Genomic DNA, 15,662 nt, shown 5'->3' on the forward strand with positions numbered 1-15,662 from the left:
CGAAGAGGACCCGTGCCGAGAGACGCCTCCGAGCTCGCCGAGCGAGTGCGCCGCGCCATCGCGCGTGCCGAGCTGCGCACCGGCGACCGCCTCGGGTCCGAGCGGGCCTTGGCCGAGCAGTTCGGCGTGCCGAGGTCGGCGCTGCGGGAGGCGCTCGAAGAGCTGGAGTCGGAGGGGCGGATCCGCCGCACCATGGGCCGCACGGGAGGAGTGTTCGTGAGCGACGGGAAGATCGAGCGGCAGCTCAACACGATCCAGGGCGTGCCCGACATGCTGCGGCAGCAGGGGTTCTCGTCGTCGACGACGGTGCTCGAGAAGGGCATCGGCCTGGCCTCGCCGGCCGAGGCGCGCAACCTCGCGCTCGCCGAGGGCGACAACGTGTACCGGATGCGCCGGCTCCGGATCGCGGACGGCGTTCCGCTGTCGATCGACACGATGGCCCTGCCCATGCGCCTGCTGCCCGGCTTCCAGGACCAGGACCACTCGGGTTCCGTCTACCGCCTGCTGTCGACAGAGTACCGCATCGAGATGCACCAGGCCGACGAGACGATCGACGTCGCGGCCGCCACGGCGCAGCAGGCCTCCCTGCTCAAGGTCGAGGTCGGCGCACCGCTGTTCGAGATCTGGCGGGTGACGCTCGACGCGTCCGAGACGCCGGTGGAGTACTCGCACGACTTCTTCCGAGCCGACAGGACCCGCATCAGCCTGCGCCGATACGGTTCCCGGTGGAAGCGGGCGGTCGCGCCCGCGCGCTGAGCGCCTGCCGTTACACGGGGTCGGGGACGGCGTCGCCTGGGGTGGGGATCGACTCCGCGCGCTCCTGCTCCATGACGCCGGCTTCTCGAGATGGATGCAGGCCCTCCTCCTGCGGATCGCGGTGCAGCCCGCCCGAGAGCGCGTACTCCTCCTCGGGAGCCAGCACGAGATTCTTGCGGCCGACGGTGGCGAAGGCGACGATGCCGACGGCGTAGACGATGAGCATGATCACGATCGCGCTCCACAGGGCCGGGTTGAGGATCTCGCCGACGAAGATCGCCAGCCCGATGATCCCGGCGATCCAGGCGCCGGCGAGCCCCCACGGCGAGTGGTACGGCCGCTTCGCCCGCGGGTACTTGCGCCGCAGCAGCACGAACGAGGCCATCTGCAGCATGTACGACACGACCGCGCCCCACACCGCGATGTTCAGCACGAGTCCGCCGCCGCCGCCCGGCGTCGAGAGCTCGGCGGCCACGAGAGCCGCGAAGCCGATCACACTGGCCACCAGGATCGCGAGCACCGGCGTCTGACGCTTGCCCGTCACCGAGAGGCCGCGCGGGTAGTAGCCGGCCCGCGACAGCGAGTACATGTTGCGGCCGGCGGCGAACATGATCCCCTGGAGGCTGGCCAGGAGCCCGACGAGCGCGAAGGCGGAGAGGATCGCGGCGATCCTGTCGTCGGGGATGATCGCCCGGAAGCCGTCGAGCAGCGGCTCGGCGCTCGCCCCGGTCTTCGCGCCGCCCACCACGGCGGGGTTGAGGATGAGCACGATCGCGCCGCAGACGATGAGGGTGACGAGGCCCCAGACGCTGGCCTTGGGGATGTCCTTCGTGGGGTTGTGGGCCTCCTCGGCGCTCAGCGGCAGCTCTTCGATGCCGAGGAACAGCCACACGCCGAAGGGCAGGGCGAAGAAGATCGGCAGGACGCCGTGGGGGAGGAAGGCGGTCTGCCCGGCGTCGGGCTTGACGTCGAAGAGGCCCGCGAAGTCGAGCTTCCCGGAGAACACCGCGAGCAGGCCGAAGGCCACGAGCACCGCGAGCGAGATGAGCGCCACGACGAGGGCGAACCGGAAGGACACGCTGGAGCCGAGGCTGTTGAGGCCGATGAAGACGACGTACAGGATCGCCCACCACACCTGCTGCGGCAGGCTCACGCCGGTGAGGTCGTGGAAGATCGCGTCGGCGTAGCCGGCCGAGAAGTAGACGACGGCGGCCGTGGTGAGGACGTACTCGAGGGTCTCGGCGAGGCCCGTGATGAAGCCTCCCCACGGGCCCATGCTCGCCCGGGCGAACGAGTACGCCCCGCCGGTGTGCGGCATCGCGGCGCTCATCTCGCCGATGGAGAAGATCATGCCGAAGAACATCACGACGACGATCGCGCTCGCGATGAGGAGGCCTCCCCATCCTGCGCTCGTGATGCCCGCGTTCCAGCCGGAGAAGTCGCCGGAGATCACGGCCGCTATGCCGATGCCCCAGATGCCCCAGAACCCGGCGCTGCGCTTGAGGGCTCGTTTCTCGAAGTAGCTCTGATCCGCCGTGGCGTAGCTGACGCCCTGGGCCTTGAGGTCGGTCGACATGTCTTCTCCGTGGTCGTGGATACGGGGAGGTGCGTGTCGACCATTGGACCGGCTGGGCGCGGGCTGGATGTTCCGCACCCGTAAATGGGTCGTAACGAGCGTGTTAAGCGCTCCGCGGCGGCGGGCGCACGAAGGCCCCGTCACCCAGAGTGACGGGGCCTTCGATGCCCTGCGTCAGAACCGGCGCGCGAACCTCTCGAACACGCGGGTGAACGCCCACGGCGACTGCGCCACGCCCGAGCACAGGGATGCGCCCTTCGTGCCGACGCACGAGCCGTTGTCGCGCTCGAGGGCCCAGAACGACACCGTCCCGACGCCCGCCGACCGCGCCCACGCGATGAAGCCGGTGGCGCCCGAGACGGTCAGCGTTTCGCTCGGCCCGTAGTCGTCGATGCCGATCATCTGCGTGATCCCGACCTGCTGCCACAGGGCCGCCTGCGACGAGCGGGGTGAGATCGTCGAGCGCAGCTGTCCGGTGAGGGCGGTCGCGGCCGTTCGCGCGTCGGCCGCCATGTCGTGCGAGGCGCCGTCGTAGTAGTCGAATGTCATGATGTTCACGGTCGCGATGCGGGCGCCGACGGCCGCCGCCGACTGCAGCACGGCCAGCCCCGAGGGGGCGAGCCCCTGCGGCGTCGAGGGCAGGGTGTAGCTGAACGAGATCGGCCGGCGATGCTCGGCGGCCCACTTCTCGACGAGCACGATGGCCTCGTTGCGGCGCTGGATCGCGGCGGTGTCGTCGAGCGACGCCGCCTCGATGTCGAAGTCGAGCCGCTGCACCCGGTAGGTCGTGATGACGCGCTCGTAGTCGGCCGCGATCGCCGGCACCGAGGTGCAGCTGTCGGCGAGCTCCGTGCCGGTCGTGTCGGCCGAGTAGCCGCCGAACGACGGGATCACGTCGCCGCCCCGCAGCCGGATCCGGTCGATGGCGGCGCCGTACGTCGACGCCGCCACCGGGGTGGCCGTGTCGCCCGCCCAGTCGACGGTGCAGGAGCCGGCGGTCGGCGTCTGCAGGAAGGCGAGCGTGAGGTCCGCGGCTCCTGACGCCCTGGAGGCCGCCGCCAGGTCGGGCACGGCGGTGACGTCGACGTAGGGCGCGACGAGGTGTGCGGGCAGGGGCACCGCGGGGAGGATCGGCACGGGGTGGGCGGCCGGGGCAAGGGACGCACCCGGCGCGCCGGAAGACGAGGGACCCGGCGTGGCCGACGCAGCCGTCACCCCGAACCCGCCGAGCGCCGATACCGCCGCGAGAGCTGCCACGGCCGTGACGCCGACCGCGAGCCGCCGCCACGCGCGGCCGGCGGCGGGCCGCACGATCACGAGAGGCTCCCTAGCGAAGCCGAGACCGCGTTCGCGAAGGCGTACCCGTTCGAGGCGTCCCAGTTGATCGACCAGTCCATGGCGCCGCGGATGTCGGGCGCCATGGTCGAGGGCGTGAACGTGCCGCAGGCGGTTCCGCTCGCCAGGCAGGTCAGGGCGGAGGTCACGGTGGACGGGTCGACGTACCCGGATCCTGCGGCGCTGGAGGACGCGGGGAGCCCGAGCCCGATCTGGCTGCCGGAGAGACCCGCCTGGAGCGCGGTGCAGGCGAGAGTCGTGATGAAGTCGACCGAGCCCTCGCTGTAGACGCCGCCGTCGCAGCCGTTCATCGAGCCCGAGTTGTAGTACTGCGTGTTCATGATCGTGAGCACGTCTTTGATGTCGAGCGCGAGCGCGAGGTAGTCCGACGACGCCGAGAGCACGTCGATGGTCTGCGGGGCGAGGGTGATGATCGCTCCGGGGTCCGCCGCCGCGATCGAGTGCAGGGCCTGCGACATGTAGGTCGGGTTGACGCCGTTCTCGAGGTCGATGTCGACGCCGTCGAAGCCGTACTGACCGATCAGCGACTCGACGCTCGAGGCGAAGGCGTCGGCGGAGGTGGAGTCGCTCACCGAGATCGTGCCGTTCTGGCCGCCGACGGAGAGGATCACCTTCTGTCCGCGCGCGTGCAGCGTGGCGATGTCGGCGGTGAAGTCGGCGTCGGTGTAGCCGCCGAGGGCCGTCGACAGATCGGGGTCGACCGAGTAGGTCACGGCGCCCGGCGTCGTCGTCGCCGTGGCGAACGCGACCGCGACGAGGTTGTAGGTCGTCGGGACGTCCGACAGGCGCAGCGGCGTCGCGCCGTTGACGAAGTCCTGCCAGTAGCCGGTGAGCAGGTGCGCCGGCAGCTCGGAGGCGGGGCCGGTCGCGGCCGCGGAGGTGGAGGCGGTGGCGGGCGCTGCGGCGGCGGAGGGCGCTGCGGTCGCGGCCTGCGCGACCGACGGCCCGGCGAGACCGCCGACGATCAGGGTGCCCGCCGCGGCTGCGGCGAGGGCGAACGAACGGATTCTCATGCGTGGACTCCTTCGACCAGTTTGTTAGTGATCTTTACAAACTCTGTGTCAGAAGCCTAGGCGCGGCCGGCGAGGCTCGACAAGGCGGCCAAAAGGGGGACGCGCGCAGGATCGCGCCAAGAGTGCAGACGTCGGAAGACCCCGCGACCGGCGGGGCGGCGGTGACACCTGGTCGGCTCAGCCGCCGATCGTCGACTCGCGGATCACGAGCGTCGGCTCGATCACGCTCGACGACACCGGCGACCCCGCGATGAGGTCGAGCAATACCCGCCCCGCATGGCGCCCGACCTCGTCGAGCCGCAGGTCGACGGTCGTGAGCGGCGGCCTGGAGGCCAGCGCCATGACGTCCCAGTCGTCGTACCCGGTCACGGCGACGTCGCCGGGCACGGAGCGCCCGAGCTCGCGCAGGCGGTCGCAGACCCCGCGGGCGACCTGGTCGGACCCGCAGGCGATCGCGTCGAGATCGGGTGTGGTGCGCAGGAGCAGGTCGACGGCCTGCCGCCCCCACCTCTCCGACCACTCCCCGTAGAGCGGGGCCGCGGCCAGTGCGTCGCCGAGGGCCTCGGCCGCCGCCTCCGCCCGCCGGGTGGCGGCGGCATGCCGCGCGGGGCCGGAGACGAAGGCGACGCGCCGCCGCCCGGTGTCGAGGAGGTGTCGCGCCAGCACGGTCGCGCCGGCGGCGTCGTCGACCGACACCGACACGTCGTCGGGGTCGGTCGAGGGGGTGAATGCGTAGACGACGGGGATGTCGATGTCGATCGGCGGCCGGGCGTCGGACGACCGCCCGGTGACGATGATGCCGTCGACCCGCCTGGCCGACAGTGACCGGAGGTAGTGCTGCTCGCGGACCGCGTCGTCGCGGGTGTCGCACATGAGCACGGCCATCTGACCGGCGCTCAGGACGTCTTCCGCGCCGAGCATCACCGGGATCGAGAACCGGCCGAACGAGTCGGTCGTCACCATGCCGACGGTGAAGCTGCGGCCCGACGAGAGGGCGCGCCCGCGCGCGTCCATGACGAACCCGAGCTTCTCGGCGGCGTCGCGCACCCGCAGCCGGGTCTCGTCGCGGAGCTGGCCCGTGTTGTTCAGCGCCTTGGAGGCGGTGCCGATCGACACTCCGGCGAGCGCGGCCACGTCGGTGATCCGCACCAGGCCGGGGCGCACGGCGGGCTCAGTCGACACGGCAACCTTCTTTCCGAGAGAACGGCATCATATGCGCGTTCGTACCCCTAATGGAAATCACAGCAATCACGTGTTGCGGTTCGTGGAGCACGAGCCTAGGGTGATGAACAGAAAACGTATTCCGATTTTTTCCGGAAAGCCCGGGCCGCAGAGCCGGAACCGGAACGACCCCCTCACGCACTGGAGCGCCCATGACCGCAACGTCGCCGTCCGCCGTCCCGACCCTCGGGGCCCCGAGAAGGGCTCAGCCCGTCGTCCCGTCCGAGAGCGCGACGACCACCTTCGGCCCCCTCGAGGCCGGTGCCGCCCACATCGCCGGCGGCTTCTGGTCGCTCCGGCAGGAGCGCAACGGCGAAGCCGCAGTCCGTGAGGCCTATGACCTGCTCGAGAAGGCCGGCAACTTCGACAACCTCCGCATCGCCGCCGGCACGAAGGAGGGGAAGGCGCGGGGCCCGATCTTCATGGACTCCGACGTCTACAAGTGGCTCGAGGCGGCGGCCTTCGAGTACGGCCGCAAGCCCAGCGACGACCTGCTCGAGATGCAGCGCGAGGTGACCGCTCTCGTCGCCAGCGCTCAGGCCGACGACGGCTACCTCGACTCGGTGCAGCAGATCGAGGGCGGCCGCGAGGGCCGCTACACGAACCTGCCCTGGAGCCACGAGATGTACTGCGCCGGCCACCTCTTCCAGGCGGCGGTGGCGCAGCTCCGGGCGACCGGCGACACCGGCCTCCTCGACGTCGCCATCAGGCTCGCCGACCACCTCGATGCCACCTTCGGCCCCGGCAAGCGCCAGGACATCGACGGCCACCCGGTGGTCGAGATGGGCCTCGTCGAGCTCTACCGCGCGACCGGCGAGCGTCGCTACCTCGACCTCGCCGCTCACTTCGTCGATGCCCGCGGCCGCGGCTACACCAAGAGCCAGGGTAAGGAGGAGACCTACTTCTCCGACCGAGTGCCCGTCCGCGAGCAGACCACGGTCGAGGGCCACGCCGTCCGCGCGGTGTACCTGGGCGCAGGAGCTGCGGACGTCGCCCTCGAACTGAACGACGCCGCGCTCCTGGAAGCCCTCGAGACCCAGTTCGCCAGCATGATGGCCTCGAAGGCCTTCATCACCGGAGGCCTCGGCCAGCGCTGGGACTGGGAGGCGTTCGGCGACCCGTACGAGCTGCCCACCGACCGCGGGTACGCCGAGTCGTGCGCGGCGATCGGCGGTGTGCAGTGGGCGTGGCGCCTGCTCCTGGCGACCGGGAAGCCGGTCTACGCCGACGCGATCGAGCGGTTCCTCTACAACGCGTTCCTGCCCGGCGTGTCTCTGAGCGGCACCGAGTACTTCTACGTGAACCCGCTGCAGATGCGCGCCGACGCCCACGCCGACGAGAACCGCTCGCCGGCCCACGGCCGCCGCGGCTGGTTCGACTGCGCCTGCTGCCCGCCGAACATCATGCGCACGTTCGCGAGCCTCGACGCCTACCTCGCGACCTCGACCGCCGACGGGCTGCAGCTTCACCAGTTCGCCACCGGCTCGTTCGAGAGCGAGAAGGGCTCCGTGAGTGTCACGACCCGCTACCCGTGGGAGGGCTCGATCGGCATCGAGGTCACCGAGTCGACCGGCGAGTGGACGCTCAGCGTCCGCGTGCCGATCTGGTCGGACCACTCGACGCTCACCGTCAACGGCGAGGTTGTCGACGTGACGCCCGGCGAGTACGCCCGCCTCACCCGCGACTGGAAGGTCGGCGACACCGTCGTCCTCGAGCTCGACATGACCGTGCACCTCTACGCCGCCGACGCCCGCATCGACGCCAGCCGCGGCCAGGTCGCCGTCGAACGCGGACCCCTCGTCTACGCGCTCGAGCACGTTGACCAGGAGGCCCCCGAGGTCGACGACGTGCTGTTCGGCCTCGACGAGGAGATCGGCGTCGTCGAGCGCCCTGAGCTCCTCGACGGCATCGTCACGCTCGAGCTCCACGGCGAGACGCCGTCGACCCACACGGCGACGGCCTGGCCGTACCAGCGGGTCGACTCTGCGGCGTCGGGCGTCGGCTACCCGGGGGCGAATCACGACGCAGAGCCTCAGGATCCTGCGCCCGTCACCCTGACCGCCATCCCCTACTACGCCTGGGCCAACCGCGAGATCGGCCCGATGCGCGTCTGGATCCCGACGAACTAAGGAGTTCCGTCATGGACAGGAGGACCTTCCTCGCGGGAGGTCTGCTCGGAGCAGCGACGCTCGCCCTCGCCGGGTGCGCCGGTGCGCTCCCGCAGATCGACTCGGCCTCGAGCGCGTTCGAGAAGAAGGCGACCGGCACGGTCAACGTCTGGTGCCGCGCGGCGACCCAGACGGGGCTCGCGTCGCTCGTGACGTCGTTCAACAAAAGCCACTCCGACCTGAAGGTCAACCTGACGCCGATCCCCGACGCCCAGTACGTCACGAAGCTGGCCACCGCGATCCGCGGTGGCCAGCCACCGGACGTCGTCGACATGGACGACATCAACTCGGTGCTCTTCGCCTACCGCGACGTCTTCGCCGACCTCACGCACGTCGTCCAGGGGCTCGACTACTACAAGGACCTCTCGACCGGTCACCTCGACCTGGTGAAGCAGCGCGGCAAGATCTGGGGCATCCCGTACCTTGCCGACAACTCGATGCTGTACTACAACACCGACATCCTGAAGAAGGCCGACGTCGACCCCGCGTCGCTGACGAAGGGCTTCGACTCGCTGATGGCGGCGGCGAAGAAGATCAAGAAGCTCGGCGGCGACGTCCAGCCGTGGAGCCTTACCGGGGCCGCGGCCGGCATCCTCGGCTTCACCGTGCAGCCCAACATCTGGGCCACGGGCACCGACATGCAGATCGGCACGCTCGGCAAGCAGACCGGGCACATCGTCGGCAACGACGCCCTGCAGCGGACCCTCGAGTTCTACCGGCAGCTCTGGCAGGACAAACTCGTCTCGTCGGGCGCCTACGCCGACCAGGGCACGACCTGGGGAGCCGACTTCCGCGCCGGCACCGTCGGCATGATCCCGATCTCGTGGGGCTCGGTCTACACGGCCGACCCGGCGCAGCTGGCGAAGTTCGACGCCGTACTGCTCTCCGGCCCCGACGGCGGCTCGGCGTTCTTCGACGGCGGCGACAACATGTGCATCCCGAACGGCGCCGCGAACCCCGGCGGCGGGTGGGAGTTCATGAAGTACGCCACGTCGCTCTCGACGCAGGCGGCCCTGCCGGCAGGCGGCTACTTCCCGACCCGGTCGGACGTCTTGACGCCGAGCTACGAGAAGAAGTACCCGCTCTCGATCCTGCCGCTGAAGAACCTCGACAAGGGGTACGCGCCGCAGACGCTCGCGTACAACCTGCTCTACAACCAGACGGCCAGCCCCTTCCTCGCGATGTTCCGCGAGGCGGTCTTCACCGGCACCGTCAGCGGCGCCCTGAAGACAGGGCAGTCGACCTGGGACCGCATCCTCGAACAGTCGCAGGCCTGACCGGTGACTCGCACGAGCGCAAGGAGGCGCAGCTGATGTCCACGACCACCGTCAAGGCCCCCGCGGGGCAGGTGGGAGCCCGCGGCTCCACCAGGCCGCGCGCCTCGCTCACGCACCCGCCGAAGGTCGGCTTCGCCCTCGTCTCGCCGGCGCTCGCGTTCGTGCTCGTGTTCGTGGTGGCGCCGCTGATCCTGGCGGTGTACATCTCGCTGACGAACTGGCCGCTGATCGGCGGGTACCACTTCGTCGGGCTGCTGAACTACCTCAACCTGTTCCAGGATCCGACGTTCGTCCAGTCGATCCTCTACACGCTGCTCTACACGGTGATCGTGACCGTGCCGATCCTGGCGCTCGGGTACTTCCTCGCGGTCGTGGTGAGGTCGAGGCGGCGGGGGGCGACGCTCCTGCGCACCATCTTCTTCCTGCCCTACGTGGTCGGCCTCTCGACCCTCAGCTTCATGCTCGTGCTCGAGGCCCAGCCGAACTCCGGTCTCGTGAACGTGCTGCTGAAGCTCCTGCACATCACCGACGGCTCGACCGCGTGGCTGGTCAATGGGCCCCTCGCGACCGGGCTGATCATCGTCTTCGTCGTGTGGGCCGTGTCGGGGCTCACGATGGTGCTTGTCATGAGCGCGATGCAGGGCATCCCCGACGAGATCTACGAGGCCGCGTCGCTCGAGGGAGCCACCTGGTGGCAGCAGGAGCGCCTCATCACCATGCCGATCATCCGCAACACGATCGCGCTCAGCGTGATCATCTCGGTGACGGGATCGCTGCTCGCGTTCACGCAGTTCTACATCCTCACCCAGGGCGGCCCGGGCACCGAGACGCAGACGATCGTCGGCTACATCTACAACCGCGCGTTCGTGCAGCTGCAGCTGGGCGCCGCGACGGCCGAGGCGTTCGCGCTCATCGTGCTGATCGCCCTCATCACGGCGTTCCAGTTCTGGGCGCTCCGCGATCGCGACGGACGGGAGGCCCGCGCATGAGCACCGCCACCGCGCGGCAGACGTCGGGTGCCTCCGGCGCCTCGGTCGCAGGATCCCGCGACACCCGCACGCTGAAGCACCACCAGGGCAGCGTGAACCACCCCCGCGACACGCGAGTGAAGCGCACCCTCTACGTGATCGCCGGCGTCGGGAGCGCCCTGATCTTCGGGGTGCCGCTGTTCATCGCGATCCTGCGCGCCTTCCAGCCCAACGCCACGATCGTGGCCTCACCCACGTGGTCGTCGTTCTGGCACTTCGGCTGGCAGAACTTCGAGGCGATCTTCAGCCCGCAACAGCACCTGCTCACCGGGCTCGTGAACAGCCTCATCGTGGCGATCTCGACCGCGGTGATCACGGCCGTGGTGGCCACCATGGCCGGGTACGGGCTGTCGAAGTTCCGGTTCAGAGGGTCGCGGTTCTTCTTCGGGCTGATCCTCTTGACGATGATGGTGCCGTTCCAGGCGATCCTCACGCCGCTGTACCTGCAGCTGAACGCCATGCACCTCACCGACTCGCTGATCGGGCTGATCCTCTTCTACGTCACGGTGAACCTGCCGTTCGGCACGTTCGTCATGCGGAACGCGTTCGACGCGATCCCCGACGAGCTCGAGGACTCGGCGCTGGTCGACGGGGCGTCGCGCACCCGGGTCCTGCTGTCGGTGCTGCGGCCGATGCTCATGCCGGGCGCCGCGACGGCCGCGCTGTACGCGTTCCTGGCCGCGTGGACGGAGTTCCTCGGGGCCCTGACCTTCCTCACCAAGGAGTCGCTCTACACGCTGCCGGTCGCGCTGCTGAACCTGCAGGTCGGAGCGTTCGGCCAGGTCAACTACGGCACGCTCGTCGCCGGCTCGGTCGTCGCGATGATCCCGTGCATCGCGCTCTACGTCGGCCTGCAGCGGTTCTACGTGGCGGGGCTCTCGTCGGGTGCCCTCAAGGGCTGACCCCCGAAAGGCTGACCCCTGGGCCTCCCAAAAACGACTCCCCCAGACGTGAATCCACGTCTGCGGAGTCGTTTTTGGGAGGGGCATCGTTGCGGGATCGTGAGGTGCGCTCGACTGACGCCGTGACACGATCGACCCACGAAGCCCGGGGGAGGGATGGCGCTCGCCGGTGTCGGCATCGCCGCGGCGGCGATCATCGCGGTGGTCGTCGTGTCAGCGCATGCGACACCCGAGTTCGACGCGTGCCCGGCCGTCGGCTACGTCACCACGGTCGACGTGCGGATCGCGGGCGACGCCGCCGACGTGCACGACGTGCGACTCTGCACCACCGGTGGTTGTTCGGCGCCTGCCGCAGAGGCCGCGTGGGCAACTCCGGAAACGGGTGCGAGCGCGCCGGCGACCACTCCCGCCGACGACGGCTCGACGTCCTCGATTCCGGAGAAACCGACCGGGCCTGAGCTCCCCGCGCCCGTGCCGCCCACCGGTGCGGCTCGGGTCGAGGCGCCGAGCCTCGCGTTCGTGAACACCGAGATCCCGCGTACCTGGGAGTTCGAGTTGCCGACGGGGAATCCGCGTCGGGTGAGTGCGGCGGCCTACGGCGCAGACGGTCGCGCGCTGGCCGGCCGGGTGTTCGACCTCCGTTGGCACAGGAACTCGCCCGGCGACCGCTGTGACCTGTCGGAGTCGACGGGTGCGGTCACGCTGCACGTCGGCTCCTGAGGCGGGGAGCTACGCCACAGGCAGGTGCTTGCGGAACGACACCATCACGAGCACCCAGCTCACCAGCGCGAGGGCGACGACGACGCCCAGGATCGCCGTGACCGGCACGAGCGACGCCACCGCGGCGATGACCGCCGGCGCGAGGAACCCGGCGTACGCGACCGCGTAGAAGAGCCCGGTGAGCCCCGCGAGCCCATCGGGCCCGGCGATCCGCTGCACCTCCAGGAGCCCGGACACCAGCCCGATCCCCATGCCGAAGCCGATCACCGCGTTGGCCGCGAGTCCCACCCAGATCGACTGCTCGACGTCGGAGACGATCACGAGCCCGATGCCGGCCGCGATCACGAGCACCATCACGCTGAGGCCGCGGGCGCTCGTCGCCGAGTGGACCCGCCGCGCGAACGGCTGGAACGCCGACGACACACCGAGGGCCACGACGGTCGCCGTGGTGGCGAAGACGAGCCCCCAGGATCCGGTCGACGCCCGCAGCAGTGTGGGGAGGTAGCCGTAGGCGATCGCCGCGCCGGCGAAGATCCACGGGCACGACACCATGACGACTCGGACGAAGCGGCGGTGTGACGCGGCGGGGATCCGCAGCTGTCGCCACCACGGACCGGCGGCGCGGGCCTGGGCGAGCGCGGGTTCCGACCGGGACTCGGGCACGCGCGCCACCACGAAGAAGAACGGCACCGCCACGGCGATGTGGATGAGGAAGGGCAGCACCTCGGGGGCGGGCCCCCACTGCGCGATGAGTCCGGCCACGAGGGCGCCGACCCCCGACCCCAGGGTGAAGCTGAGTGACGCTCGTCGGGCTCCTGCTGCCCGGTCGGCCCGGGGGTCGAACGGGGCCTGCGAGAGCTCTTTGATCCAGGAGTTGCCGACGGCCATGGCGATGCCGACCGTGGCGCCCGAGAAGAGCCGCCCGATGAGGAGGAACTCCGGCCCCAGCGGGCCGAACGCGAGGAGGCCCGAGCCGACGATCGCCGTGCCGAGGCCGACGAGCGTGACGCGCTTGCGGCCGTGCCGGTCGGAGAGCGACCCGGCGACGAGGAGCGCCGGCGCCAGCCCCAGCACGTAGACGCCGAGGAAGGCGTTCACGAGCAGCGACGTGTAATGCTCGCGGTTCTCGTACATCAGCAGCAGCGGGCTGAACTGGTTGCCGCCCCACGACGACACGAAGACGGCGCCCCAGACCAGCGCCCAGCGCGGGAGAGACCGTCGGGCGGGAGCGGGGCGCTGATCCTGCGACCCCTGTGCCCGGCGGGGCAGGGTGACGCTGCCGGTGTCGACGCTCACAGCACGCCCCGCAGCACGTCGACGTGGCGGGCGAGCGTTCGGGCGTAGGCGTCGGCGTCACCGGCGGCGACGGCGTCGGCCAGTTCGCGGTGGTCGGCGAGCGACGTCGCCAGGTGCTCGGGGCGGATGCGCATGAGGTGGTGGCGCAGACGCTGGGCGCGGTCGTGCAGGAGCCGCGAGAAGTGCGCCGCGATGGGGTTCCTGGCCGCCTCGACGATCAGCGTGTGGAACTCGTCGTCGGCCTCGACGAAGCCGTCCACGTCGGCGGGCGTGTCGGCGATGCAGGATTCCTGTCGGTCGAGCAGCGCCTGGAGCCGCTCGACGAGGTCGGCGGGCACCGGATTCCGGAGAAGCCGACGCGCGGCCGCCGCCTCGACGGCCTCGCGCATCTCGACCACGTCGTCGGCCTCGCTCGGCGACATCGGCCGCACGACGGCGCCCTTGCGCGACTCGAGCGTGAGCAGCTCTTCGGAGGCGAGCCGCAGGAACGCCTCGTGCACCGGCGTCCGGCTGAGCCCGAGCTCGGCGCACACCGCGACCTCGCTGAGCGTGGACCCGCCCGGAAGATCGCCGCGGATGATCCGCGCCTTCGTCTCGCTGTAGGCCCGTTCGGCGGCGGGCACGTCGGTCGTGATGGTCACAGGTCGAGACTACTTTGCATGCAAAGATGCATGCAACACGTCCGGCAGGCGCGACCGGCGTACTGTAGCGCCGTGCGCCTGTTGCTCATCCGTCACGCCGAGACCCCCGCCAACGTCTCGGGCGCGCTCTCGACCAGGCCGCCGGGGCCGGGCATCACCGACCTGGGGCAGGAGCAGGCGGAAGCCCTCGCCGAGGCACTCGCCGACACGCCCCTCGACGGTCTCTACGTCTCCACGCTCCGCCGCACGGCCCTCACCGCGGCGCCTCTGGCGGCCCGGCTCGGGCTCGACGCCCGGGTGATCGACGGCGTGGAGGAGATCGAGGCCGGCGACTACGAAGACCTGACCGACCGGCAGTCGTTCCAGGACTACCTCGCCCCGATCAAGCGGTGGGCCGAGGGCGACCTCGACGCGTGCATCCCCGGCGCCTACGACGGGCGGCACTTCCTCGAGCGGTTTGACGGGGCGGTGGCCGAGGTGGCCCGGCGTCACGGTGACGACTCGACCGTCGCCGTCGTCTCGCACGCCGGAGCGATCCGGGTGTGGCTGGGCGGCCGGGCCGCGAACCTCGACGCGGCGTTCACGGCCTCGCACAACCTCGCCAACACGGGCGTGATCGTCCTCGTGGGCTCGCCCTCCGACGGCTGGATCATCGAGACGTGGATGGGCGAACCGGTCGGCCCCGTCGACGTCGCGGCCCGCGACCCTCTGGGCGAGGCGCTCTAGGCGGCTCCTGCGCGACGTCAGGCGCCCGCGCCGGCGCCGGGAGCCTCGAGCAGCGCCCGCGCGCAGCTCTCGTCGACGATCACGTCGGTGACGAGCCCGGCGGCCAGGGCCCCGCGCAGCCCCTCGGCCTTGGCGACGCCGGCGGCGACGCACACGCGCCGCGGCGCCCGGCGGATCGTCGCGAAGTCCGGGCCGGACGCCCGCTTGTTCAGCGTGATGTCCGTCGACGAGCCGTCCGCCCGGAAGAACACCGTCGCCACGTCACCGACGACGCCCTCGGCCGCCAGGCTCTCGTGGTCCGCCGCCTCGAGGTACCCGCCCGAGTAGACGTGGCTCGGCACCAGTGCGTTCGCCGCGCCGATGCCGAAGAGAACGACGTCCATGGCCTCCTGGAACTCCAGCACCCGCTTCGTGGAGCGCTCCCGCCACAGCGCCAGCTTCGTCTCCGGATCGTCGAAGAACGCCGGCACCGGGAACTGCTGGACGGTCGCCCCGAAGGCGTCGCCGAAGCGGCGGAGGATCTCGGAGGCGTAGACGATGCCCGTCGTGCGCGTGTTCGCGGCGCCGTTGAGCTGCACGATCGTCGATCCGTGCGTCGCCTTCGGCACGAGGTAGCGGCTGATGGCGCTGACCGTCGAGCCCCAGGCGACGCCGATCACCATGTTCGAGTCGACGAACTGGGTGAGAATTCGTGCAGCCGACAGGGCGACGCGGTCGAGCCGGTCGACGTCGGTGGTCTGGTCGGGCACGGGCACGACGTGGGCGACGACGCCCCAGCGGCGGTGGAGGGCCTCCGAGATGACCGTCGCCTGATCCAGCGGCGACTTGATCTGGATGTCGACGAGGCCGGACTCCCGCGCGAAACTCAGCAGTCGCGACACGCTCGAGCGGCTCGTGCCGAGCTCGCGCGCGATCGCCTCCATGGTGAGGTCCTGGAGGTAGTAGAGGTGCGAGGCGCGTAGGGCGTCCTGGGTCTTGTCGC

At 70.6% G+C, this 15,662-nt stretch carries 14 protein-coding genes; 7 read left to right on the plus strand and 7 right to left on the minus strand.

Features of this window, described 5'->3' with window-relative positions; translation table 11 throughout:
- Positions 1–12: 12 nt before the first annotated feature.
- Positions 13–756, plus strand: coding sequence for a GntR family transcriptional regulator (locus tag C8E83_RS18690; RefSeq protein WP_121371575.1), 744 nt, complete (start codon positions 13–15; stop codon positions 754–756).
- A gap of 10 nt (positions 757–766) precedes the next feature.
- Here the strand turns inward: C8E83_RS18690 and C8E83_RS18695 are convergent, their stop codons facing one another.
- From C8E83_RS18695 to C8E83_RS18710, 4 genes are all read right to left on the minus strand, one after another.
- Positions 767–2,332: an amino acid permease gene (locus C8E83_RS18695; RefSeq protein ID WP_121371576.1), complete on the minus strand. Its 1,566-nt coding sequence runs from the start codon at positions 2,330–2,332 to the stop codon at positions 767–769.
- Between the two features lie 174 nt (positions 2,333–2,506).
- The gene (locus C8E83_RS18700) at positions 2,507–3,649 is read right to left on the minus strand and encodes a chitinase (RefSeq protein ID WP_211331733.1); all 1,143 of its coding nucleotides are present in this window, start codon (positions 3,647–3,649) and stop codon (positions 2,507–2,509) included.
- A complete protein-coding gene (locus C8E83_RS18705; protein WP_121371577.1) occupies positions 3,646–4,701 on the minus strand; it encodes a glycosyl hydrolase family 18 protein in 1,056 nt (351 codons plus the stop codon). The genes C8E83_RS18700 and C8E83_RS18705 overlap by 4 nt, the downstream gene beginning before the upstream one ends.
- 177 nt (positions 4,702–4,878) lie before the next feature.
- Positions 4,879–5,883, minus strand: a complete 1,005-nt coding sequence (locus tag C8E83_RS18710) for a LacI family DNA-binding transcriptional regulator (RefSeq protein WP_121371578.1) — start codon at positions 5,881–5,883, stop codon at positions 4,879–4,881.
- 191 nt (positions 5,884–6,074) lie between these two features.
- Here C8E83_RS18710 and C8E83_RS18715 point away from each other — a divergent pair, with 191 nt between their 5' ends.
- The 5 genes from C8E83_RS18715 (at position 6,075) to C8E83_RS18735 (ending at position 12,017) form a co-directional block, all read left to right on the plus strand.
- Positions 6,075–8,051 carry a glycoside hydrolase family 127 protein gene (locus C8E83_RS18715; protein WP_121371579.1) on the plus strand — a complete coding sequence of 659 codons (1,977 nt, stop codon included), beginning with the start codon at positions 6,075–6,077 and terminating at the stop codon, positions 8,049–8,051.
- Positions 8,052–8,062: 11 nt separating this feature from the next.
- The gene (locus C8E83_RS18720; protein WP_245981831.1) at positions 8,063–9,367 is read left to right on the plus strand and encodes an ABC transporter substrate-binding protein; all 1,305 of its coding nucleotides are present in this window, start codon (positions 8,063–8,065) and stop codon (positions 9,365–9,367) included.
- A 35-nt stretch (positions 9,368–9,402) separates the two neighbouring features.
- The gene (locus tag C8E83_RS18725) at positions 9,403–10,356 is read left to right on the plus strand and encodes a carbohydrate ABC transporter permease (RefSeq protein WP_121371581.1); all 954 of its coding nucleotides are present in this window, start codon (positions 9,403–9,405) and stop codon (positions 10,354–10,356) included.
- A complete protein-coding gene (locus tag C8E83_RS18730; protein ID WP_121371582.1) occupies positions 10,353–11,297 on the plus strand; it encodes a carbohydrate ABC transporter permease in 945 nt (314 codons plus the stop codon). Before C8E83_RS18725 ends, C8E83_RS18730 begins: the two co-directional genes overlap by 4 nt.
- 156 nt (positions 11,298–11,453) lie before the next feature.
- Positions 11,454–12,017 (plus strand): hypothetical protein, encoded by a 564-nt coding sequence (locus tag C8E83_RS18735; RefSeq protein ID WP_121371583.1) that lies wholly within the window; start codon positions 11,454–11,456, stop codon positions 12,015–12,017.
- A gap of 9 nt (positions 12,018–12,026) precedes the next feature.
- Here C8E83_RS18735 and C8E83_RS18740 read toward each other — a convergent pair whose 3' ends face one another.
- Both C8E83_RS18740 and C8E83_RS18745 read right to left on the minus strand, forming a co-directional pair.
- The gene (locus C8E83_RS18740) at positions 12,027–13,313 is read right to left on the minus strand and encodes an MFS transporter (RefSeq protein ID WP_121371584.1); all 1,287 of its coding nucleotides are present in this window, start codon (positions 13,311–13,313) and stop codon (positions 12,027–12,029) included.
- Positions 13,310–13,954, minus strand: a complete 645-nt coding sequence (locus C8E83_RS18745) for a GntR family transcriptional regulator (RefSeq protein ID WP_211331734.1) — start codon at positions 13,952–13,954, stop codon at positions 13,310–13,312. The genes C8E83_RS18740 and C8E83_RS18745 overlap by 4 nt, the downstream gene beginning before the upstream one ends.
- A gap of 72 nt (positions 13,955–14,026) precedes the next feature.
- Here C8E83_RS18745 and C8E83_RS18750 point away from each other — a divergent pair, with 72 nt between their 5' ends.
- The gene (locus C8E83_RS18750) at positions 14,027–14,680 is read left to right on the plus strand and encodes a histidine phosphatase family protein (RefSeq protein ID WP_121371585.1); all 654 of its coding nucleotides are present in this window, start codon (positions 14,027–14,029) and stop codon (positions 14,678–14,680) included.
- A gap of 17 nt (positions 14,681–14,697) precedes the next feature.
- Here the strand turns inward: C8E83_RS18750 and C8E83_RS18755 are convergent, their stop codons facing one another.
- Positions 14,698–15,603 carry a sugar-binding transcriptional regulator gene (locus tag C8E83_RS18755; protein ID WP_121372012.1) on the minus strand — a complete coding sequence of 302 codons (906 nt, stop codon included), beginning with the start codon at positions 15,601–15,603 and terminating at the stop codon, positions 14,698–14,700.
- Positions 15,604–15,662 lie beyond the last annotated feature (59 nt).

The organism is Frondihabitans australicus (assembly GCF_003634555.1).
Taxonomy (GTDB): Bacteria; Actinomycetota; Actinomycetes; order Actinomycetales; family Microbacteriaceae; genus Frondihabitans; species Frondihabitans australicus.

Excerpts from the sequence above, each read along its gene's own strand:
- C8E83_RS18735 (WP_121371583.1), top strand. The coding sequence starts at position 11,454 with ATGGCGCTCGCCGGTGTCGGCATCGCCGCGGCGGCGATCATCGCGGTG.
- C8E83_RS18730 (WP_121371582.1), top strand. The coding sequence starts at position 10,353 with ATGAGCACCGCCACCGCGCGGCAGACGTCGGGTGCCTCCGGCGCCTCG.
- C8E83_RS18695 (WP_121371576.1), bottom strand. The coding sequence starts at position 2,332 with ATGTCGACCGACCTCAAGGCCCAGGGCGTCAGCTACGCCACGGCGGAT.
- C8E83_RS18705 (WP_121371577.1), bottom strand. The coding sequence starts at position 4,701 with ATGAGAATCCGTTCGTTCGCCCTCGCCGCAGCCGCGGCGGGCACCCTG.
- C8E83_RS18755 (WP_121372012.1), bottom strand. The coding sequence starts at position 15,603 with ATGGAGGCGATCGCGCGCGAGCTCGGCACGAGCCGCTCGAGCGTGTCG.
- C8E83_RS18725 (WP_121371581.1), top strand. The coding sequence starts at position 9,403 with ATGTCCACGACCACCGTCAAGGCCCCCGCGGGGCAGGTGGGAGCCCGC.
- C8E83_RS18720 (WP_245981831.1), top strand. The coding sequence starts at position 8,063 with ATGGACAGGAGGACCTTCCTCGCGGGAGGTCTGCTCGGAGCAGCGACG.
- C8E83_RS18715 (WP_121371579.1), top strand. The coding sequence starts at position 6,075 with ATGACCGCAACGTCGCCGTCCGCCGTCCCGACCCTCGGGGCCCCGAGA.